The organism is Streptomyces sp. NPDC052225, assembly GCF_040679615.1.
Lineage (GTDB): Bacteria > Actinomycetota > Actinomycetes > Streptomycetales > Streptomycetaceae > Streptomyces.
This window is the reverse complement of sequence record NZ_JBFAVD010000005.1, coordinates 290460-311091: the sequence shown is the minus strand read 5'-3', so window position 1 is coordinate 311091 and position 20632 is coordinate 290460. Positions and strand designations below refer to the sequence as shown.

Sequence of the window (20632 nt, the reverse complement as noted above, 5' to 3'; positions counted from 1 at the left end):
CGATGTCGGATTCTCGCCAGCCAGGGCGCTCACCATGGCCGATCCTTGAGTCATGCCCACCGAAGAGGCCGTGGACCGCACGGCAGGAACCGCCGCCATGCACACCGACACCGAGCGCTGTGTGCGCGCGGTGCAGGCCAAGGACACCCGGTTCGACGGCGTCTTCTTCACCGCCGTCCTGACCACCCGCATCTACTGCCGGCCCGGCTGCCCCGTCGTGCCGCCCAAACCGCAGAACATGGTCTTCTACCCGAGCGCCGCCGCCTGCCAGCAGGCCGGGTTCCGGGCCTGCAAGCGCTGCCGCCCCGACACCAGCCCCGGCTCCCCGGAGTGGAACCAGCGCGCCGATCTCACCGCCCGCGCGATGCGCCTGATCGGCGACGGCGTCGTGGACCGCGACGGCGTCCCCGGCCTCGCCCGCAGGCTCGGCTACAGCGAGCGCCAGATCGAGCGGCAGCTCCTCGCCGAACTGGGCGCGGGCCCTCTCGCCCTGGCCCGCGCGCAGCGCGCCCAGACCGCCCGCCTGCTCATCGAGACGACCGAACTCCCCATGGCGGACATCGCGTTCGCCGCCGGGTTCGCCTCCATCCGCACCTTCAACGACACCGTCCGCGAGGTCTTCGCCCTCTCCCCGAGCGAACTGCGCACCCGCGCGCCGCAGGGCCGCACCGCCGCCCCCGGGGCGATCACGCTCCGCCTGCCGTTCCGCGCCCCGCTCACCCCCGACAACCTCTTCGGGCACCTCGCCGCCACCGCCGTGCCCGGCGTCGAGGAGTGGCGCGACGGCGCCTACCGGCGCACGCTCCGGCTCCCGTACGGGCACGGCATCGTGGCGCTGACCCCCGGCGCCGAGCACATCGGCTGCCGCCTGATCCTCACCGACCAGCGCGATCTGACCGTCGCCATCAGCCGCTGCCGCCGCCTGCTCGACCTCGACGCCGATCCCGTGGCCGTCGACGACCGGCTGCGCACCGACCCGCTGCTCGCGCCGCTCGTGGACAAGGCGCCGGGCCGCCGGGTGCCGCGCACCGTCGACGAGGCCGAGTTCGCCGTACGGGCCGTGCTCGGCCAGCAGGTCTCCACCGCCGCCGCCCGCACCCACGCCGCCCGCCTCGTCCTCGCCCACGGCGACCCGATCGAGGACCCCGAGGGCGGCCTCACGCACCTCTTCCCCGGACCGCACGCCCTGGCGTCCCTCGACCCCGAGTCCCTCGCGCTGCCCCGCAGCCGCCGCACCACCCTGCTCACCCTCGTACGCCAACTCGCCGACGGCACGCTGACGTTGGGCCCCGAGTCCGACTGGGACGCGACCCGGGCCCGCCTGGCCGAGCTGCCCGGGTTCGGCCCCTGGACCATCGAGGCCATCGCCATGCGCGCCCTCGGCGACCCGGACGCCTTCCTGCCCACCGACCTCGGGATGCGGCGCGCTGCACAGGAGTTGGGGCTGCCGCACACCCCGGCAGCGCTCACCGCACGCGCCGCGGCCTGGCGCCCCTGGCGGGCGTACGCGACCCAGTACCTCTGGGCCACCGACGACCACCCGATCAACTTCCTTCCCGCGTAAGGAATCCGAACCATGTCACCGCACGTCCGGCACACAGTGATCGACAGCCCCTACGGCGCCCTCACGCTCGTCGCCACCGACGGCACCCTCTGCGGCCTCTACATGACCGACCAGCGCCACCGCCCCGCCGAGGAGACCTTCGGGGAGCGCGACGACCGCCCGTTCGGCGCGGTCGTCGACCAGCTGCACGCCTACTTCCAGGGCGAGTTGACGACGTTCGACCTGCCGCTGCACCTGAACGGCACGCCCTTCCAGCGGTCCGTGTGGCAGCAGCTCCAGCAGATCCCGTACGGCGAGACGCGCACCTACGGCGAACTCGCCGACGCCCTCGGCAAGCCCGCCGCGTCCCGCGCGATCGGCCTCGCCAACGGCAAGAACCCGGTCGGTGTGATCGTCCCCTGCCACCGCGTCATCGGCGCGAACGGCAGCCTCACCGGCTACGGCGGCGGCCTGGACCGCAAGCGCCGACTGCTCGACTTCGAGCGCGGCACGGCGCTGTTCTAGGCGGCGACCAACTCCTCCAGGAGCCGCGGCAGCGCCGTGCCGATCGGCTCGCGGACGACCTCGTCGGCCAGCTCGTCGTACGGGGTCGGCTCCCCGTTCACCACGATCAGACGGGCGCCGTGCTGCGCGGCGACGCCGGCCAGGCCCGCCGCCGGCTGCACCTGGAGGCTGGAGCCGACCGCGAAGAACACCTCGCAGGCCTTGGTGATCGACACGGCCTCGCCGAGCACCACCGGGTCGAGGTGCTCGCCGAACATCACGGTCGTCGACTTGAGGATGCCGCCGCAGATCAGGCAGGCGGGGTCGTCCTCGCCCGCGTCGACCCGGGCGAGCGCCGCCTCCATCGGCCCGCGCTCGCCGCACTGGGTGCAGACGAACTTCAGCGCGGAGCCGTGCAGTTCGAGCACCTTGCGGGCCGGCAGACCGGCGAGCTGGTGCAGCCCGTCCACGTTCTGCGTGATGACCCGCACCGCCATGCCCGCCGCCGAGAGCTCCGCGATGGCGCGGTGCGCCGCGTTCGGCTCGGCGGTCAGGGTCCGCTGGCGGCGCCGCACCTGCCAGGCGCGGCGCCGGATCTCCGGATCGCCCATGTAGTACTCGTACGTGACGAGCTTCTCGGCGTCGGGATCCTTGGTCCACACCCCGTCGGGGCCGCGGTAGTCGGGGATGCCCGAGTCCGTGCTGACACCGGCACCGGTGAGGAACGCGACGAGAGTCATGACCTCAACGGTAGATCAGGCGCCCTCCTCCGCGTCCACCGGTTTCGGAATGAGCAGCGACGCGAACAGGGCGGCGACGATGAGCACGAGGCCCGCCACGACACCCGCGCTGTACCCGCCGACCGACGATCCGTCGGCCGGGGCGACCGCGTCCACGGCCGCGTACAGGACGACGAAGCTCAGTCCCGCGCCGAGGTTGAAGCAGCCGGCGTTGAGCCCCGGCAGGAAGCCCGGGTTCTCGTCGGGGGAGAGCAGGATGCCGAGGCCGTTGAGCATGATGTTGACGGTGCCGGCGTAGGTCACGCCGAGCAGGATCGACACGGTGAGCAGCAGGCCCGAGGAGTCGGTCTGGAGCGTGAGCAGCGCGAGGACCGTCGCCGCGGCGGTGGCGATCAGGCCGATGCGCAGGATGCGGCCGTAGCCGAAGGTCGCCGCGAGCCGCCCGGAGACCGGGCCCATCGCGAGACCCGCGAGGGCGTACGGCGTCAGCGTCCACCACGTCGCGCCCTCGGCGCCGAGGCCGAGACCGACGGCGGTGTCCTGGGCGAAACCCGGAAGCAGGCCGTTCATGATCGCGAAGACGCCGGTCATCGTCAGCATCGTCGACAGCAGGATCGACCAGGTCGCGCGCCGCTTGAGCAGATGCGTGGTGACCAGCGGGTGCCTGGCGCGGGTCTCCATCCGCCAGAACGCCCAGAACGCGACCGCGGCCAGCACGATCAGGCCGATCGCCAGCGCCCAGTTCGCGTCGGCGAGCTTGCCCGCCTCGTTGAAGGCGATCAGCAGCGCGCCCACCGAGATGACGAGGAGCACGACGCCGGGCCAGTCCATCGGCGGCCGCTCGTCCGCCCGCGACTCGGGCGCGAGGAACCGGACGAGCACGGCCGCGACCAGCGCGAACGCGGTCATCACCCAGAAGATCGAGGCGTAGCCGTGGTGCTCGGCCAGCGAGCCGCCCGCGAACGAGTCGACGCCCGCGATACCGCCGTTGACCGCGGTGACGATGCCCAGCAGCGTGCCGTACTTCTTCGGGTCGGGGACCTCGACGCGCAGCATGATCAGCGCGAGCGGGATCGTGGGACCCGAGGCGCCCTGGACGACCCGGCCGACGGCGAGCGTCCCGACGGACCCGGCGAGCGCCGCGATCACGCAGCCGACGGCCATCAGGACCATCATCCCGGTGAGCACCTTGCGGCGGCCGATCAGGTCGCCGAGGCGCGGCAGGAACAGCGAGAAGAGCGCGGCGGCGGTGAAGAAGGCCGTCTGGGTGACGCCGATCGCCGACGACGTGGTGTGCAGCTCGTCGGCCATCGTGGCGAGCGCCGGGCTGAGCATCGACGCGTTGAGCTGGAAGGCGAAGCTGGCCGCGAGCAGCGCGACCATGAGCGCGCCGATCCTGGCCGGACGCCCCGCGCGGGGGTCGCCGGCCGGGGTGTGGGGGGAGGCGGCGACGTTCATGCTGCGGGGTCTCCGATGCGTACGAGAGCGTCCACGACCAGGTTCCAGAAGCGGTCGTGGTCCAGGTCGACGGCGACCTGGGTGTGACAGTCGGCGGGCGCGGGGGAGCGCAGGTCCGTCACGGTCATGCCGAGGGTGAGCGCGCCGCGCAGCTCGATGTCGACGGGTGCCTTGCGCACGGTCATGACGCCCGGGTCGATCACGTACGCGACGGCGCACGGGTCGTGCACGGGCGGGTGCTCGAAGCCCTGGTTCTCGCGGTAGGCCTCGCGGAAGAAGTCGAGCAGTTCGAGGACGAAGCGGGCCGGCTTCGTGCCGACGGCGGCGATCTTCTCCTCGACGGCGGGGGTGGCGAGCGCCTGGTGGGTCAGGTCGAGCCCGACCATGGTGACCGGCCATGACTCGTTGAAGACGATGTGCGCCGCCTCCGGGTCGATCACGATGTTGAACTCGGCGACCGGGCTCCAGTTGCCCTCGTGGAAGCCGCCGCCCATCAGCACGACCTCGCGGACCCGCTCGACGATGCGGGGCTCCTTGCGGGCGGCGAGGGCGATGTTGGTGAGTCCGGCGGTCGGTACGAGGGTGATCTCGCCCGGCTCGTGGGCCATGACGGTGTCGATGATCAGGTCGACGGCGTGCCGGCGGTCGAGCTCGGTGGTCGGCTCCGGCAGGTCGGGCCCGTCGAGGCCGGTCTCGCCGTGGATCTCCGGCGCGTTCTCGATCTCGCGGACCAGCGGCCGCGGGCAGCCCGCGGCGAACGGCACGCCGGTGATCCCGGCGATCGCCGCGACGGAGAGCGCGTTACGGGTGACCTTCTCCAGGGTCTGGTTCCCGACCACGGTGGTCACGGCGACCAGGTCGATGTCGGGGTTGCCGTGCGCGAGCAGCAGCGCGATGGCGTCGTCGTGCCCCGGGTCGCAGTCGAGGATGATCTTCCTGGCCAACGGTTCGAGCCCCTTTGCTCCGGATGGGAAAACTGTCCACGCAAAGCTCACCCGGCGCCACACGAGTTTGTCAACGCGCGTAGATACCCAAGACGAGGCGTACGGATATGGAGAGTCCTCCGAGAAGGCCCAGGTGAGGGGCGGAAGCCGGGGTCAGGCGACAGGCGTCCCGTTCTCCAGCTCGACGGGGCCCGTGCCGGTGGTGAGCGCGTCGAGGGCGGCCAGGACACGTCCGCCGAGAGCGCCCAGGAGATGCGCGGGCAGGTCGGCGCGGGGCACGAACCGCCACGACACCAGCTCCTCCTCCTGGAGCCGGATCGCCTTGATCTGCTCGGCGCTCAGCACGCCGCCGTCGTAGAGGTAGGCGACGATCGGCGGCCGCGCGGTGCCGGGCACCCAGTCCACGGCGAGCGGCCGCCCGGGCGGCACGTCGAGCCCGATCTCCTCCAGCGTCTCGCGCCGCGCGCCCTGCCGCGGCGTCTCGCCCTCGTCCGACTCCACGGTCCCGCCGGGCAGCGCCCAGCCGTCCCGGTAGTTCGGCTCGACGAGCAGCACGCGGCCGTCGTCGTCACGGAACAGCACGGCAGCTCCGGCGAGGATGCGGGGGAGTCCGGCGATGTAGGTGGCGTAGTCCGCGGTGGTCATTCGACCACCTTAACGAGGCCCGCCGGCGGGCCTCGGGGCTCCGCCCCGGACCCGCTCAGCTTGGGTGCCCCGGCCACTTCCAGACGGTACGTACATCAACGCCACGTCACCGAGGCGCCGTACCGGCGAGCGGAACGCCGTGACGTCGTCGGCCGACGACAGCGCCGCGAACTCCGGCCTACCACTCCGGCTCCCACGACTGTGCGGACACGGCCTAGGTCAGCTCCGCCAACTCGGCGGTGCGGGCGGCCAGTTCACTGATCCGCACGCCGTCGAAACCGAAGACCGCGCTGCGCACCCGGTCCTCCAGCGGCTCCGTCCACCGGGGCGGCAGGGCCGCCGCTCCGCACAGGACGCCGGCGACCGAACCGGCCGTCGCCCCGTTCGAGTCGGTGTCCAGGCCGCCGCGGACCGTCAGGGTCACCGTGCGGGTGAAGTCCCCGTCCCCGTACAGGAGTCCGGCCGTGATGACCGCGGCGTTCGGCACGGTGTGGATCCAGCCGAGGCCGCCCGTCTCCTCCTCGATCGTGGAGAGGGTCTCCTCCCAGGTCAGGCGCGAGTCGTGCAGGGAGATCGTGCGGCGTACGACGCGGGCGAGGCGGCTGCTCGCCGGGATCACGGTGAGCGCCGCGTCCAGGGCGGCCCGCGGGGTCGGCGCCGTGAAGGCCGCCGACACCAGGGCCGCCGCCCACATCGCCCCGTACACGCCGTTGCCGGTGTGCGACAGGACGGCGTCGCGCCGGGCGAGGGACGCGGCGCGGCGCGGGACGCCCGGGCACGTCCAGCCGAAGACGTCCGCGCGGATCAGACCGCCGATCCACTCCTGGTACGGGTTGTCGTACGTCGCCGTGAGCGGCGGCTTCAGGCCGTTCGCCAGGTTGCGGTAGGCGGCCCGCTCGGCCGTGAACGTCTGGAGGTACGGCAGGCGCAGCAGCCACAACTCGCCGACCTGCTCCGTCGTGAAGGCGAAGCCGTGGGTCTCCAGGAGGTGCAGGCCGAGCACCGCGTAGTCCACGTCGTCGTCACGGCAGCTGCCGTGGATCCGGCCGCGCACACAGCGACGCCACTCGGGACGGAGCGCCAACTCCACGTCGTCCGACGGGGGTTCGGGCAGATAGTCGGTCAGCGGCAGGGCCTCGGCCTGCCGCAGATAGCGGTCGATGCGCTCGCGCGTCCAGACCTCGCCCTGCTCGACCGGCTTGCCGAGCATGTTGCCCGCGATCCGGCCGAGCCAGCCGCCGAGCACACGGTCGGCGAGGACCTCTCCGGTGAGCCGGGGGCTCGTAGGCGTCATGAATCCGGTCTACCCGCTTCCGTACATCAACTGTCGTCCTGATTGCGGGAGTTCGCGATCCGGCGCAGGCGGTGGTGGCGGGCCGCGCCCGGCGTCTGTTCGGTCATCGCGTCGCCGACCATCGTCCGCACCGCGTCCCGCAGTCCGTGCAGCGCGTGCCCGCGCACCGGTCCGGCGCCCGGGTCCTCGCGCAGCTCCTTCAGGAGCGCCCAGCACAGCGCCAGCATGACCACGACGAAGGGGAGGGCGACGAGGATGGTCGCGCTCTGCAACGAGTCGAGCCCGCCCGCGACCAGGAGCACCGCCGCGACCGCCGCCATCAGCACGCCCCACGTCACCACGAGCCAGGTCCGCGGGTGCAGCGCGCCCCGGCTGGTCAGCGACCCCATCACCAGGGACGCCGAGTCGGCGCTCGTGACGAAGTACGTCATCACGAGGATCATCGCGATCCACGACGTGACCGTGCCGATCGGCAGCGCGTCGAGCATCGCGAACAGCGAGGACTCCGCGCCCTCCGAGATCTTCGCCGACATGTCGACCTTGCCGGTGGAGTCCAGGCGGATGCCGGTGCCGCCCATCACGCAGAACCACACCGCGGTCGCCCCGCTCGGGATGACGAGCACGCCGATGAGGAACTCGCGGATACGGCGGCCGCGCGAGATCCGCGCGATGAACGTCCCCACGAACGGCGCCCACGACAGCCACCACGCCCAGTAGAAGATCGTCCACGAGCCCAGCCACTCGCGGTCCGTGAACGCGCCCGTGCGCGACGCCATGGGGATCAGCTCGTGCAGGTAGCCGCCGACGCTCGCCGGGATCTCGTTCAGGATGTACACGGTCGGGCCGAGCACGAACACGAACACCATCAGGCACGCGGCGAGCACGATGTTCATCGTGCTCAGCCACTTGACGCCCTTGTGCAGGCCGGAGAACGCCGAGCACACGAAGGCCGCGCCGAGCGCGACGATGATGATCAGCTGGGTGGTCGTGGTGTTGTCGACGCCGGTGGTGAGGTTGAGGCCCGTGGCGACCTGGAGCGCGCCCACGCCGAGGCTCGTCGCCGTCCCGAAGACCGTCGCGAACACGGCGAGCAGGTCGATGACCCGGCCCGGCCAGCCTGCCGCCCGGCGCGCGCCGATCAGCGGCACGAACACCGAACTCAGCCTGTTCCCGCGGCCCTTGCGGAAGCCCGCGTACGCGAGCGCGAGGCCCGCGATGCCGTAGATCGCCCACGGGGTCAGCGTCCAGTGGAAGAACGAGTACTCCATCGCCACCAGCGCGGAGCCGCCCGTGCGGGGCTGCGCGCCGGTGGACGGCGGCGGGTTGAGGTAGTGGGTGAGCGGCTCCCCGACCCCGTAGAACATCAGGCCGATGCCCATGCCCGCGCTGAACATCATCGCGATCCAGGCGAGGTTGGTGAACTCCGGTTCGGAGTCGTCGGCGCCGAGCCGGATACGGCCGTAGCGGCTGAGGGCGAGGACCACGCACAGGACGAGGAAGACGTCGGCGGCGATCACGAACAGCCAGGCGAAGTTGTCGAGGACCCAGGCCAGGGCCGTGCTCGACGCGCTCGCGAAGGAGTCCTGGCCGAACGCCGCCCAGGCGACCACCGCGAGAACCGCGACGACGCCGATGCCGACCACGGTGAAGTCCGGGGAGTCGTCCGGCGGGCCCTCGTCGTGGACAGGTTGATCGATCGTTTCCGTGCTCATGGCGACCCACTATGGACGCGCATAGGGTGATTTATCCGCTGGGCACGCCGTCCCGCGACGCGGACGACCATGGGCAGCGGGCCCCTCCTGCGGTTAAGGTCGCAGCGGCGCGACTGCCTTGCCGCGAGCAAGGCACGAACAGCAAGGGGAGCAAGGTGGCGGACGCTGCACAGGCCGCGCGGCACGTGTTGATCGCGGCGGACAAGTTCAAGGGCTCGCTCACCGCGGTGCAGGTCGCACAGCGTGTGACGGCGGGGCTCCACCGGGTCGCGCCGGAGGTCACGGTCGAGTCCGTGCCGGTCGCGGACGGCGGCGACGGAACCGTCGCGGCGGCGGTCGCGGCCGGGTTCGAGCGCCGCGAGACGCGGGTGACGGGGCCGCTGGGCGAGCCGGTCACCGCCGCGTGGGCGCTGCGGGACGGTACCGCCGTCGTGGAGATGGCGGAGGCGTCGGGCCTCCAGCTCCTGCCGGAGGGCGTCTTCGCCCCGCTCACCTCGACCACGTACGGCTCCGGTGAACTCATCGCCGCGGCGCTCGACGCGGGCGCCCGCTCCATCGTCTTCGGTGTCGGCGGCAGCGCCACCACGGACGGCGGCGCCGGCATGCTCTCCGCGCTCGGCGCCCGCTTCCTCGACGCGGCCGGCGAGCCCGTCGGACCCGGCGGCGCCCCCCTCGCGAAGGTGGCCTCCGCCGACCTGTCCGGGCTCGACCCGCGCCTCGCCGAGGTGGAGATCGTCCTCGCCAGCGATGTCGACAACCCGCTCACCGGGCCGAAGGGCGCCCCCGCGGTCTACGGGCCGCAGAAGGGCGCGACGCCCGAGGACGTGGCGGAGCTGGACGCCGCGCTCGGCCACTTCGCCAAGGTGCTCGGGGAGTGCGTCGGGCCGCGCGCCCTGGAGTACGCGCAGTCGCCGGGGGCGGGGGCCGCGGGCGGGATCGGGTACGGGGCCCTTGTCGGCCTCGGGGCGAGCTTCCGGGCCGGGATCGAGGTCATGCTCGACGTCCTCGGCTTCGCGCCGGCGCTGGAGCGGGCCACGCTGGTGATCACCGGTGAGGGGTCGCTCGACGAGCAGACGCTGCACGGGAAGGCGCCGGCCGGTGTCGCCGCCGCGGCGCGGGCCGCCGGGGTGGACGTCATCGCGGTGTGCGGGCGCCTCGCGCTGCCGCCGGAGGCGTTGGGGCGGGCCGGGATTCGCCGCGCCTATGCCCTGACGGACGTGGAGCCGGATGTGGCCCGGTGCATCGCCGAGGCGGGGCCGATCCTTGAGGAGCTGGCTGCGCGTGTCGGGGCGGATTTCCTGCCGGGGTGAGCGGTCTCGTTGCCGGGTGTGCCGTCTCGCCGTGACTTCGGCGGGTTCGGTTGCCGGGTGCGGGTGCGTGGGGGCTGGTCGCGCAGTTCCCCGCGCCCCTGAGATGCGCACCTTCGGTGCGGCATCTCATCGGGCGCGTTCGTATCGGGGAAATGCGGCGCGCAGCGTCTGCATTTCAGGGGCGCGGGGAACTGCGCGACCAGCCAGGATGGCGCCGCAGCCGCCACCCGACCGATCCCCCCCCACGGCGAATAGGAGCCCTCAGGTGGACAGAAAGATCCGCACCCAGGACGACCTCCTCACCCTCCTCGACGGAGTCTTCGCCCGCTCGGGAGCCGGCGGCGCCGACTGGTGGGACCAGTTCTACGGGGACCGAGATCGCGACGTCCCCTTCTTCGTCGACAAGCCCGACGAGAACCTCGCCGCCCACCTGGAACAAGGCCACATCCCCCGAGAAGCCCGCACGTTGGACCTCGGCTGCGGCCCGGGCCGCAACGCCGTCCACCTCGCCCGCCACGGCCACGACGTGGACGCCGTCGACCTGTCCGCCACAGCCGTCACGTGGGGACAGGAGCGCGCCGCCGCGGCGGACGTCCCCGTACGGTTCCACCAGGGCGACATCTTCGACGTCCAACTGCCGCACGCGACCTACGACGTGGTGTACGACTCCGGGTGCCTGCACCACCTCCCGCCGCACCGCCGCCTCAGCTACCTCGCCCTCCTCGACCGGGTCCTCGCCCCGGGCGGTCACTTCGGGCTCGTCTGCTTCGCCGCCGGAGAAGAGGGCTCCCGCACACCCGACGCGGAGCTGTACCGCACCGGCGACCTGGAAGGCGGGCTCGCCTTCACCCCCGACGAACTGCGTCACCTGTTCGCCGAGGTGGGCCTCGAAGAGGTCGAGATCCGGCCCATGCGCGCGCAGCCCGCGCACTCGGCGACGTACGGCGTGCCCGTCCTCCTCACCGCTCTGTTCCGCAGATCAGCCGGTTGACAGCCGGTACGCGTCGAGCGCCAGCGTCATCTCCATCAGATCCCGCGGCCTCGACAGCGACCGTGCCGTCAACTGCTCAAGGCGGCGCAGGCGGTTGAAGACCGTGTTGCGGTGACAGTAGAGGCGGCCGGCCGCGCGGCCCGCCGAACCCTCGCAGGCCAGCCACGCGTCGAGCGTCTCCAACAGCACGGCCCGGTCGGCCGGTTCGAGGGCGAGGAGTTCGCCGAAGACACCGGAGACCAGGCGCTGCGCCAGATCCGGCTGGCTGACCACGAGGGCCGTCGGCATCCGGTGGTCGAGGCGGACGACGCCGGTCGTGTCCGGCGGGCAGGTGCGCAGCGCGAGTTCGGCCAGACGCCGGGCGTGTCCCAGCTCCGTGAGGCCCGTGACGACCGGGCTGAGCCCGCCGGGCCCCGGGCACCGCCCGTCGAGGACGCCCGCCAGATCGTCCAGTGTGCGGTCCGCGCCGATCGCCACCACCCCGACCTCGCAGTCGGCCCGCATCCGCCACACGAACCGGAACCCCGGGTCCTGGATGCGCCGGTGGAACGCCTCGCGCCCGTCCCGCCGCTCCACCCGCAGCACCACCACCGCGTACGGGCCGTGCTCCGGCAGATCGAGCCCTGCCGCCGCGCGGGGCGCGAGGCCCGGCGCCGGGCGGCCCTCAAGGAGCGCGTCGAGGAGCGCCTGCATCTGCTCGTCGGTGCGGCGCCGCAGCTCCAACTCCGTTGCCCGGTAAGCCTCCGAGGCCGCCTCGGCCTGCGCGTCGACGGCCGCCCACACCATCGTCGCCGACCGCATCAGCGCCGAGAGACGGGCCGGTTCGCCGCCCGCGCTCTCCATCAGGGCGTCCCATACGAGATAGCCCGCGTTGCGGTACGCGTGGATCAGCAGGTCGAGGGGGAGGCCCTGGCCCGCCCGGCGCCGGCCCGCGTCCTCCGCGTACTCCAGGTCCCTGCGCGGCGAGTCGCGGGGCGCCGAGATCGTCTCGACCCCGATCCGCATCGCCTCCTCGGCCTCCCGCCACTGGGCGTCGTACGGCAGCACCCGCGCGTACACGTCCGAGTAGGCGAACAACTGCCGCAGATGCTCGTCGACCAGCTCCGGGATCCGCTCCAGCAGACTGGCGCACGCCTCCTTGAGGAGCTTCCAGTCCTGCTCCGTGCGGTGCCTGCGCCCGCCCATCGCCCCTCCCCAACATCCCGTAAAGCGACGGCAAAGGACTCTTCTTCCTGTGCGGAGGATGCCACCCCGAGCCGCTCCTCGGCAGGCCCCTGACACGCGGTCTTGTGCGCGGGCACAACCGACCCGCTCGGGCGCTGGGCCCGCGCAGCGATTCCCGGGCCGCCCGTGGACGGGCCGCCCGCGCGGTGCTGTCGTGACGCCATCAGCCCAGGGGAGGACCCGGACAGTGAACGAAGCACAAAGGGCTACAGGCGGGTCGGGGCTCGCCGTCGACGACGTGTCGGTCGGCTACGGGCCCGTACGCGCGCTGCGCAACGTGACGCTGGAGGTGCGGGACGGCTCCGTCGTCGCCGTGCTCGGCGGCAACGGAGCCGGCAAGTCGACCTTGCTGCGCGCCGTCTCGCGCACGCTCACCTTCCACGGCGGGACGGTGACGTCCGGCGAGGTGCGGTTCGGCGGGCGCCGCACCAGCGGCCTCGGCCCCGACCGGGTCGTCGCCGCCGGGATCTGCCAAGTCCCGGAAGGGCGGCAGGTGTTCGCCCGCATGACCGTCGCCGACAACCTGCGCGCCGGAGCACTCGGCGCCACGGGATCGCGCGCCGACAAGGCCGCGGCGCTGCGCCGCGTCCACGAACTCTTCCCGGTGCTCGCCGACCGCGCGCACCAGCGGGCCGGACTGCTCTCCGGCGGCGAGCAACAGATGCTGGCCGTCGGACGCGCCCTGATGGCGGGGCCGAAACTGCTCCTCCTGGACGAACCGTCCCTGGGCCTCGCCCCGTTGATGGCGGCCCGCATCGCCGACACCGTCCGCGAGATCAACGCCCAGGGCGTCTCCGTCCTCCTCGTCGAGCAGAACGCGGCACTCGCCCTGCGCCTCGCCTCGTACGCGTACGTCCTCGAAGTCGGCGAGATCACCCTGCACGGCCCCGCCGACGAACTGGCCGGCTCCGACGAGGTGCGCCGGCGCTATCTCGGCGTCGTCGACGAGACCGCCGCCGCCGATGCCTCCGGAGGCGCCGCCCACGCCCCCGCCCTGCGGCGCTGGGAGGGAACCCGATGACCACCGCCACCACCGACCGAGCCACCGACGTACTCCCGTTGCGCGTACGGGATTTGACCGTACGGTTCGCCGGACTCACCGCGCTCGACGGCATCAGCCTCACCGTCGCACCCGGCACCGTGCACGCCGTCATCGGCCCCAACGGCGCGGGGAAGTCCACCACCTTCAACGTGCTCTCCGGCGTCTACCGTGCCACCTCCGGCACCGTCCACCTGGGCGACCGTGAACTGACCGGCCTGCCTCCGCACCGCATCGCCGCCCTCGGTGTCGCCCGCACGTTCCAGAACCTCGCCCTGCCGCCGCGCACCACCGTCGCCGACAGCCTGCTGCTCGGCCGCCACCGGCTCACCCGCACGGGCTTCGTCACGGCCGGACTGCGGCTGCCGTCCGCCGTCCGCGAGGAGCGCGCGCACCGCGAACGGGTGCGCGAAATCGCCGAGTTCGTCGGTATCGGCGACCAGCTCGCCACACCTACCGGCGCGTTGCCGTACGGACTCCAGAAACTCGCCGAACTCGCCCGAGCGTTGTGCATGGAGCCCAGCGTGCTGCTGCTCGACGAACCCGTCGCCGGGATGACCGCCGACGAACGGCGCCGCACCGCCGCCGTCATCGCCGGCGTCCGCGACAGCCTCGGCATCTCCATCGTCCTGGTGGAGCACGACATGGGGGTCGTCATGCGGCTCGCCGACGAGGTCACCGTCCTCGACTTCGGCCGCCGCATCGCGGCAGGACCCCCGTCCCGCGTCCAGAACGACCCGGCGGTGATCCAGGCCTACCTGGGCGCACCCGACACGGGTGACACGAACGAAGAGGCCACCCCATGACCACCTTCCTCGAACTCCTCCTCAACGGCGTCTCGTTGGGCTCCGTATACGCTCTGATCGCCCTCGGCTTCGTCGTCATCTTCCGCGCGACCGAAGTCGTCAACTTCGCCCACGCGTCGCTGCTCCTCGCGGGCGGCTACGTCACCGCGTCCCTCCATGACGACCTCGGGTTCTGGCCCGCGCTCGGTGTCGGCATCGCCGCCGCCGCGGTCGTCGGCGCCGCCGTCGAGTTCCTCGTCATGCGGCGCTACCGGGGCCGCGACCACAGCGTCCTCGCCATCGTCACCATCGGCGTCGACATCCTGCTCACCACCGAACTCACCCGCCGCCTCGGCACCGACGTCCTCACGATGGGCGACCCGTGGGGCGACGCCGTGCTCACCGTCGGCGGGATCTCCATCGCGCACACCCGGATCGCCGCGTTCGTGGCCGCCGCGCTGCTCATCACCGGCTTCCTCCTGGTCTTCCGGTACACGTCGTGGGGCGTCGCGATGCGCGCCGCCGCCGAGAGCTCCGAGACCGCCGCGCTCATGGGCGTACGACTGGGACGGGTATCGCTCGGGGCGTGGGCCGTGGCCGGCGGGCTCGCCGCCGTCGCCGCCCTGTTCCTGACCGTGTTCCCGACCCCCGGGCTCGAACGGGCCACGTCGCTCGCCGCCCTGAAGGCCTTCCCGGCCGCCATCCTCGGCGGCCTCGACTCCACGACCGGTGCCCTCGTCGGCGGCCTCGTCGTCGGCGTCACCGAGTCCCTCGCCACCGGCTACCAGAGCGAACTCGCCTTCATGGGGCGGGGGCTGGGCGACCTCGCGCCCTACCTCGTGATGACGGCCATCCTCCTGCTGCGCCCCTCCGGGCTCTTCGGCACCAAGGAGCTCGCCCGTGTCTGACGCCCTCACCGCCCAGGCCGAGGCGGCCAAGTCCCCCGCGCAGCCGCGGAGTTCGTCCCGGTCGCTGCTCGCCCGCCGCCGCACGTACGTGATCGCCGTCTGCGCGCTGCTGCTCCTCGCCTTCCCGTTCTACCTCGACCGCTTCTGGCTCCAGGCCGGTCTGTTCGCGATGGCCGCCGCCATCGGCGCGATCGGCCTCAATCTGCTCACCGGCGCCACCGGCCAGCTCTCCATGGGCCACGCCTTCTTCCTCGCCGTCGGCGCCTACGCGTACTGCGTCTTCGCGGGGGAGCGAGGCGAGGAGATCAGCGGCCTCGGCCTGCCGTCCTGGCTCGCCGCCCTGCTCGCCGTGCTGGTGGCGGGGGCGGCAGGCGGCCTCTTCAGCCCCATCGCGGGCCGCCTCAAGGGCGCGTACCTCGGCATCGCGACGATCGCCCTGATCTTCATCGGGCAACACGTCCTGTTCAACGCCGAGGACCTGACCGGCGGCGCCAACGGCCGCGACGTCCCCGCGATGAGCCTGTTCGGCATCACCTTCGACGAGAGCGAACTCACCGTCGCCAACGTGCCGTTCGGCTCCGCCGAGAAGCTCTGGTACCTGGGCCTCGCCCTCACCCTCCTCTGCGCCCTGTTCGCGCGGGGCGTGCTGCGCGGCCGGCCAGGGCGCGCCATGAACGCCATCCGCGACCACCGCATCGCCGCCGGCGTCCTCGGCGTCCCGGTGGCCCGCTACCGGGCAGGCGTCTTCGTGCTGTCGTCCATGTACGCGGGCCTCGCCGGCGTCCTGCTCGCCCTCGTCTTCCAGCGCACCGTGCCGGACTACTTCGGCATCGCCCTCTCCCTCGAATACCTCGCCATGATCGTCATCGGCGGGCTCGGCTCGGTGGCGGGCGCCGTCGTCGGCGCCGCGTTCGTCTCGCTGCTGCCCCAGATCCTCACCCGCTACAGCGACGCCCTGCCCCTGGTCTCGGCCCCCGGCACCGGCGGCATCGCCCCCGGCGAGGCCGCCCGCTACCTCTACGGCGCCGCCGTCGTGGCAGCGGTCCTTTTTCTCCCGGGCGGCCTGGTGCAACTCGCCGCCCGGCGCGCCCGGAAACACCCTCAGGAGGACGCATGACCGCCCGTAACGCCCGCACCCGATCCCGCACGCTCACGGTGACCACCGTGGCCGCGCTGCTCGCGCTGACCGCCGCGTGCAGCTCCAAGGCGAAGGACGGGGGAGACGACGACAAGCAGAGCGCGGGCGGGGTGAAGACCGGCCAGGGCATCTCGGGCAAGACGATCGACCTCGGCGTCCTCACCGACATGACCGGCGTCTACGCCACCCTCGGCAAGTCCGTCACCCAGGCCCAGCAGCTCTACGTGAAGCAGACCAACGCCGACGGCGGCATCTGCGGCTACCAGCTCAAGCTCACCGTCCGCGACCACGGCTACGACCCGCAGAAGGCCGTCGCCGGGTACACCGAGCTGTCGCCGAAGGTGCTCGGCTTCACCCAGTTCATCGGCTCCCCGTTCGTCGCCGCCGTCGAGAAGCGCATCGGCGAGGACAAGGCGCTCGTGCTGCCGCAGGCCTGGTCGGCGAACCTGCTCGGCAACCCGTACGTGCGCGTCATCGGCTCGACGTACGACATCGAGACGATCAACGCGGTCGACTTCCTGATGAAGGAGAAAGGCCTCAAGAAGGGCGACAAGCTCGGCCACGTCTACTTCGAGGGCGACTACGGCGAGAACGCGCTCAAGGGCTCGAAGTTCATCGCGGAGAAGGCCGGGCTCACCGTCGTCGAGCAGAAGATCAAGCCCACCGACAACGACATGACCGCCCAGGTCGCCGCCCTGAAGAAGGCCGGAGTCAAGGGCATCGTGATCAGCGCCGGCCCGCGCCAAGCGGCCTCCCTCGTCGGCGTCGCGGCCGCGGCGAAGCTGAGCGTGCCGGTGATCGGCAACAACTCGGCGTTCGCGCCGCAGCTCCTCGCCACCCAGGCGGGCCCGGCCCTGGAGAAGAACTACTGGGTCGCGTCCCCGTCGCTGCCGATCGGCGCCGACACCCCCGAGGCGAAGAAGCTCGTCTCGGACTACAAGAAGGCGTACCCGAAGGACTCCCTGGACAACGGCGTCGTCGCCGGCTGGACCGCGGCCTCCGTCTTCGGCGAGGCCCTCAAGAAGGCGTGCGAGAGCAAGGACCTCACCCGCGAGGGCGTCGACAAGGCGCTGCTCACCCTGAGCACGTTCGACAACGGCTTCGGCGTCGACCAGAACTTCAGCGACCCCAAGGCCCCGTCCTCGCACGAGTCGGTGATCCTCCAGCCCGACAAGTCCGCGGTGGGCGGCACGAAGGTCGTGCGCGAGGCGAGCGAGGCGCCGGAGGCGAAGGCCTACACGTCCTCCGCGGGGTGACCGGGTGGCGCCCACGGGGCGGGGCATCTCGCTCCGTGGGCGGCTGCCGGCCGGTGGGGGCTGGTCGCGCAGTTCCCCGCGCCCCTGAAATGCAGACGCTTCGCGTCGCATTTCCCCGAGAGATGCGGAGCATCTCCAGGGGCGCGGGGAACTGCGTGAGCAACCCCCACCGAACCCGCACCCGAAACGAAAAAACGGTGGGCCCGAGCCAAGAAGGCTCGGGCCCACCGTTGTCGCGTTCCGCCGGGTTACGGCAGCTGTGCCGTACGTGCCTCACGCCGGTTGTCCCGGAAGTTGTTCACCCGGCGAGCCGTGGCGAACAGCGGGATGACCGCGCCGAGGACCAGCTGGAGCGCACAGCCCGTCGCGAGCAGCAGCTGGCCCCCGGGAGCGTCGAACGCCCACGCGGCCAGCAGACCCATGCTCAGGACGATCCACGACAGCATCGCGACCGCCAGGCGGCCCCGCGGCTTCGGGTACTCGACGCGGCTCACCATCAGCCACGCGGTACCGAGGATCGCCAGGAGCGTCGCCACGAAGGGCAGCTCCAGGAGCACGATCGAGACGACGGTCAGCGCGCCGAACGGCGACGGCATGCCCTGGAACGTGCCGTCCTTCACGGTCACGCACGAGAACCGCGCTAGCCGCAGCACCACCGCCAGCAGCACCACGATGGCACCCACCGCCGCGACTCTCTGGTGCGCGTCGTCGGCGACCATGCCGTAGACGAGCACGAAGTACGCGGGGGCGAGGCCGAAGCTGATCAGGTCGGACAGGTTGTCCAGCTCGGCGCCCATCGGCGACGAGCGCAGCTTGCGGGCCACCAGACCGTCGAACAGGTCGAAGATCGCGGCGGCCAGCATCAGGATCACGGCGGTCGCGGCGCTGTGCCGCGCCATGCCGGAGTCCTGGCTGCCCTGGATGTGCGGGATCAGGATGCCGGTCGTCGTGAAGTAGACCGCCATGAAGCCGCACGTGGCGTTGCCGAGCGTGAGGGTGTCCGCTATCGACAGGCGCAGTGAGAGCGGCATCTCCTCCGCGTCGTCCGCCGTGTCGTCGGGACCGGGCACCCAGCCCGCCTGGGTCTCGGGATCAGTCACGGTCAATGCGAGTCACCCCAGCCACCGTCTTCTGCCCCACCTCGACGTCGACCTCGACGCCCTCGGGGAGGTAGATGTCGACGCGCGAGCCGAACCGGATCAGACCGATGCGCTCGCCCTGCTCGACCTTCGTGCCCTGGGGGATGTACGGCACGATGCGGCGGGCGACGGCTCCGGCGATCTGGATCATCTCGATGTCACCGAGCTCGGTGTCGAAGTGCCACACCACTCGCTCGTTGTTCTCGCTCTCCTTGTTGAACGCCGGGACGAAGCCGCCCGGGATGTGTTCAACCGACGTCACGGTGCCCGCGAGGGGAGCGCGGTTCACGTGCACGTTGAGCGGGCTCATGAAGATCGCGACGCGGGTGCGACCGTCCTTCCACGGCATGATGCTCTGCACCACGCCGTCGGCCGGGGAGATGACCCGGCCGGAAGCGATCTCGCGCTCGGGGTCGCGGAAGAACCACAGCATGCCGGCCGCCAGAGCGGTGGTCGGGACGGCGAGTGCTGCGGCCTTCTTGGAGCGGCGCGAACGGGCCAGGCTCAGTGCGGCCGTGGCCACGGTCGGGAGAAGCCACGGCGAGGCTCCGCGCGCAAGACGTCCCTTGAGGGCGCCGTCGCGTGGTGCAGAGGTTTGGCTGTGGGGCATGGATGACCTTCGTAGCGGATGAGGCCGCGCTGTATACGGGGGGACGGCGGCTTTTCCGGGGATGCTATCGGTTGCGAGCCACAACTGGGCAAGCCAGGAAGCCGAGTCGACGGCCGAAGAGTGTTGACGGGGTGTGATCTTCTTCGCGAAGAAAACACCCCGAAACAGGACATCTCACCCAGGCTCAGCCCTGGAATCGATACTCCTCGAGCAGTCGACGACCAATGATCATTTTCTGGATTTCGGCGGTACCTTCACCGATCAGCAGCATCGGCGCCTCGCGGTACAGGCGCTCGATCTCGTACTCCTTGGAGAACCCGTATCCACCGTGAATGCGGAACGCGTCCTCCACGACTTCCTTGCAGTATTCGGAGGCCAGGTACTTGGCCATTCCTGCTTCGAGGTCGTTTCGCTCCCCGGAGTCCTTTTTGCGTGCTGCGTTGACCATCATCGCATGGGCGGCCTCGACCTTGGTAGCCATCTCGGCCAACTTGAACTGGATCGCCTGGTGCTGAGCGATGGGCTTTCCGAAAGTGTGCCGTTGCTGGGCGTAAGCGACGCCCAGTTCGAAGGCACGCTGTGCGACGCCGCAGCCACGGGCCGCGACATTCACCCGGCCGACCTCGACGCCGTCCATCATTTGGTAAAACCCTCGGCCGGTCTCCCCGCCGAGTACACGATTGGCCGGAATGCGTAGTCCGTCCATGATGAGTTCGGTGGTGTCGACACCCTTGTAACCCATCTTGTCGATCTTCCCGGGGATCGTGAGGCCGGGGCGGACCTCACCGAAGCCGGGCTCCTTCTCGACGAGGAAGGTCGTCATCGACTTGTGGGGCGCCGTGCCCTCGGGGTGGCCTTCGTCACTTCGCGTGAGAACCGCCACAAGCGTTGACGTGCCGCCGTTCGTCAGCCACATCTTCTGGCCGTTGAGAACGTACTCGTCGCCGTCCCTGACCGCCTTCGACGTGATCGCCGACACATCGGAGCCGAGCGCCGGCTCCGACATCGAGAACGCGCCGCGCACCTCACCGAGCGCCATCCGCGGGAGGAAGTGGTCCTTCTGCTCCTGCGTCCCGTGCTGCTTGAGCATGTACGCCACGATGAAGTGGGTGTTGATGATGCCGGAGACCGACATCCAGCCGCGCGCTATCTCCTCCACGCACAGCGCGTACGTGAGCAGCGACTCGCCGAGACCCCCGTACTCCTCGGGGATCATCAGCCCGAACAGGCCCAACTCCTTGAGCCCGTCGACGATCTCTTGCGGGTACTCGTCGCGGTGCTCCAGCTCCGTCGCGACCGGAATGATCTCCTTGTCCACGAAGTCGCGGACGGTGGAGAGGATTTCCTGCTGGACGTCGGTGAGGCCCGCGGTCTGGGCGAGTCGCGCCATGG

The 20632-nt window shown here is 71.5% G+C and carries 19 protein-coding genes; 9 read left to right on the top strand and 10 right to left on the bottom strand.

Annotated features, from left to right (window positions below):
- Window positions 1–97 precede the first annotated feature (97 nt).
- Both AB0L37_RS10775 and AB0L37_RS10770 read left to right on the top strand, forming a co-directional pair.
- On the top strand, window positions 98–1564 hold the full coding sequence (locus tag AB0L37_RS10775; protein ID WP_365502745.1) for an AlkA N-terminal domain-containing protein: 1467 nt from the start codon (window positions 98–100) through the stop codon (window positions 1562–1564).
- Window positions 1565–1576: 12 nt separating this feature from the next.
- Window positions 1577–2068 (top strand): methylated-DNA--[protein]-cysteine S-methyltransferase, encoded by a 492-nt coding sequence (locus AB0L37_RS10770; protein ID WP_365502612.1) that lies wholly within the window; start codon window positions 1577–1579, stop codon window positions 2066–2068.
- Here AB0L37_RS10770 and AB0L37_RS10765 read toward each other — a convergent pair.
- From AB0L37_RS10765 to AB0L37_RS10740, 6 genes are all read right to left on the bottom strand, one after another.
- A complete protein-coding gene (locus tag AB0L37_RS10765) occupies window positions 2065–2787 on the bottom strand; it encodes a Sir2 family NAD-dependent protein deacetylase (protein WP_365502610.1) in 723 nt (240 codons plus the stop codon). The two genes, AB0L37_RS10770 and AB0L37_RS10765, sit on opposite strands and share 4 nt — an antisense overlap.
- Before the next feature lie 15 nt (window positions 2788–2802).
- Window positions 2803–4245 carry an MFS transporter gene (locus AB0L37_RS10760; protein ID WP_365502608.1) on the bottom strand — a complete coding sequence of 481 codons (1443 nt, stop codon included), beginning with the start codon at window positions 4243–4245 and terminating at the stop codon, window positions 2803–2805.
- Window positions 4242–5189, bottom strand: coding sequence for a nucleoside hydrolase (locus AB0L37_RS10755; RefSeq protein ID WP_365502606.1), 948 nt, complete (start codon window positions 5187–5189; stop codon window positions 4242–4244). The genes AB0L37_RS10760 and AB0L37_RS10755 overlap by 4 nt, the downstream gene beginning before the upstream one ends.
- A gap of 153 nt (window positions 5190–5342) precedes the next feature.
- Window positions 5343–5834 carry an NUDIX hydrolase gene (locus AB0L37_RS10750; RefSeq protein ID WP_365502604.1) on the bottom strand — a complete coding sequence of 164 codons (492 nt, stop codon included), beginning with the start codon at window positions 5832–5834 and terminating at the stop codon, window positions 5343–5345.
- A gap of 214 nt (window positions 5835–6048) precedes the next feature.
- Window positions 6049–7128 carry an ADP-ribosylglycohydrolase family protein gene (locus AB0L37_RS10745; protein ID WP_365502602.1) on the bottom strand — a complete coding sequence of 360 codons (1080 nt, stop codon included), beginning with the start codon at window positions 7126–7128 and terminating at the stop codon, window positions 6049–6051.
- 26 nt (window positions 7129–7154) lie between these two features.
- The gene (locus tag AB0L37_RS10740) at window positions 7155–8840 is read right to left on the bottom strand and encodes a BCCT family transporter (protein ID WP_365502600.1); all 1686 of its coding nucleotides are present in this window, start codon (window positions 8838–8840) and stop codon (window positions 7155–7157) included.
- A gap of 155 nt (window positions 8841–8995) precedes the next feature.
- On the opposite strand from AB0L37_RS10740, the gene AB0L37_RS10735 reads away from it, so the two are divergent.
- Both AB0L37_RS10735 and AB0L37_RS10730 read left to right on the top strand, forming a co-directional pair.
- Entirely contained in the window at window positions 8996–10150 is a 1155-nt protein-coding gene (locus AB0L37_RS10735; protein WP_365502598.1) for a glycerate kinase, read from the top strand.
- A 265-nt stretch (window positions 10151–10415) separates the two neighbouring features.
- Window positions 10416–11141: a class I SAM-dependent methyltransferase gene (locus AB0L37_RS10730; protein ID WP_365502596.1), complete on the top strand. Its 726-nt coding sequence runs from the start codon at window positions 10416–10418 to the stop codon at window positions 11139–11141.
- Here the strand turns inward: AB0L37_RS10730 and AB0L37_RS10725 are convergent.
- A complete protein-coding gene (locus AB0L37_RS10725; RefSeq protein WP_365502594.1) occupies window positions 11130–12326 on the bottom strand; it encodes a helix-turn-helix domain-containing protein in 1197 nt (398 codons plus the stop codon). The genes AB0L37_RS10730 and AB0L37_RS10725 overlap by 12 nt on opposite strands.
- 226 nt (window positions 12327–12552) lie before the next feature.
- Between AB0L37_RS10725 and AB0L37_RS10720 the strand changes: the two genes are divergently transcribed.
- Genes AB0L37_RS10720 through AB0L37_RS10700 form a run of 5 tightly spaced genes read left to right on the top strand, consistent with a single transcriptional unit; the run spans window position 12553 to window position 17491 of the window.
- Window positions 12553–13386: an ABC transporter ATP-binding protein gene (locus tag AB0L37_RS10720; protein WP_365502592.1), complete on the top strand. Its 834-nt coding sequence runs from the start codon at window positions 12553–12555 to the stop codon at window positions 13384–13386.
- Window positions 13383–14210: an ABC transporter ATP-binding protein gene (locus tag AB0L37_RS10715; protein WP_365502590.1), complete on the top strand. Its 828-nt coding sequence runs from the start codon at window positions 13383–13385 to the stop codon at window positions 14208–14210. The genes AB0L37_RS10720 and AB0L37_RS10715 overlap by 4 nt, the downstream gene beginning before the upstream one ends.
- Window positions 14207–15097 (top strand): branched-chain amino acid ABC transporter permease, encoded by an 891-nt coding sequence (locus AB0L37_RS10710; protein WP_365502588.1) that lies wholly within the window; start codon window positions 14207–14209, stop codon window positions 15095–15097. Before AB0L37_RS10715 ends, AB0L37_RS10710 begins: the two co-directional genes overlap by 4 nt.
- A complete protein-coding gene (locus AB0L37_RS10705) occupies window positions 15090–16214 on the top strand; it encodes a branched-chain amino acid ABC transporter permease (protein WP_365502586.1) in 1125 nt (374 codons plus the stop codon). Before AB0L37_RS10710 ends, AB0L37_RS10705 begins: the two co-directional genes overlap by 8 nt.
- Window positions 16211–17491, top strand: a complete 1281-nt coding sequence (locus AB0L37_RS10700) for an ABC transporter substrate-binding protein (protein ID WP_365502584.1) — start codon at window positions 16211–16213, stop codon at window positions 17489–17491. The genes AB0L37_RS10705 and AB0L37_RS10700 overlap by 4 nt, the downstream gene beginning before the upstream one ends.
- 248 nt (window positions 17492–17739) lie before the next feature.
- On the opposite strand, the gene pssA is transcribed toward AB0L37_RS10700, so the two are convergent.
- The 3 genes from pssA to AB0L37_RS10685 all read right to left on the bottom strand — a co-directional run bounded on the left by pssA (window position 17740) and on the right by AB0L37_RS10685 (window position 20630).
- Window positions 17740–18561, bottom strand: a complete 822-nt coding sequence (gene pssA / locus AB0L37_RS10695; protein ID WP_338703846.1) for a CDP-diacylglycerol--serine O-phosphatidyltransferase — start codon at window positions 18559–18561, stop codon at window positions 17740–17742.
- A 22-nt stretch (window positions 18562–18583) separates the two neighbouring features.
- Entirely contained in the window at window positions 18584–19240 is a 657-nt protein-coding gene (locus tag AB0L37_RS10690) for a phosphatidylserine decarboxylase (RefSeq protein WP_365502582.1), read from the bottom strand.
- Window positions 19241–19424: 184 nt separating this feature from the next.
- Entirely contained in the window at window positions 19425–20630 is a 1206-nt protein-coding gene (locus tag AB0L37_RS10685) for an acyl-CoA dehydrogenase family protein (RefSeq protein WP_365502580.1), read from the bottom strand.
- Window positions 20631–20632 lie beyond the last annotated feature (2 nt).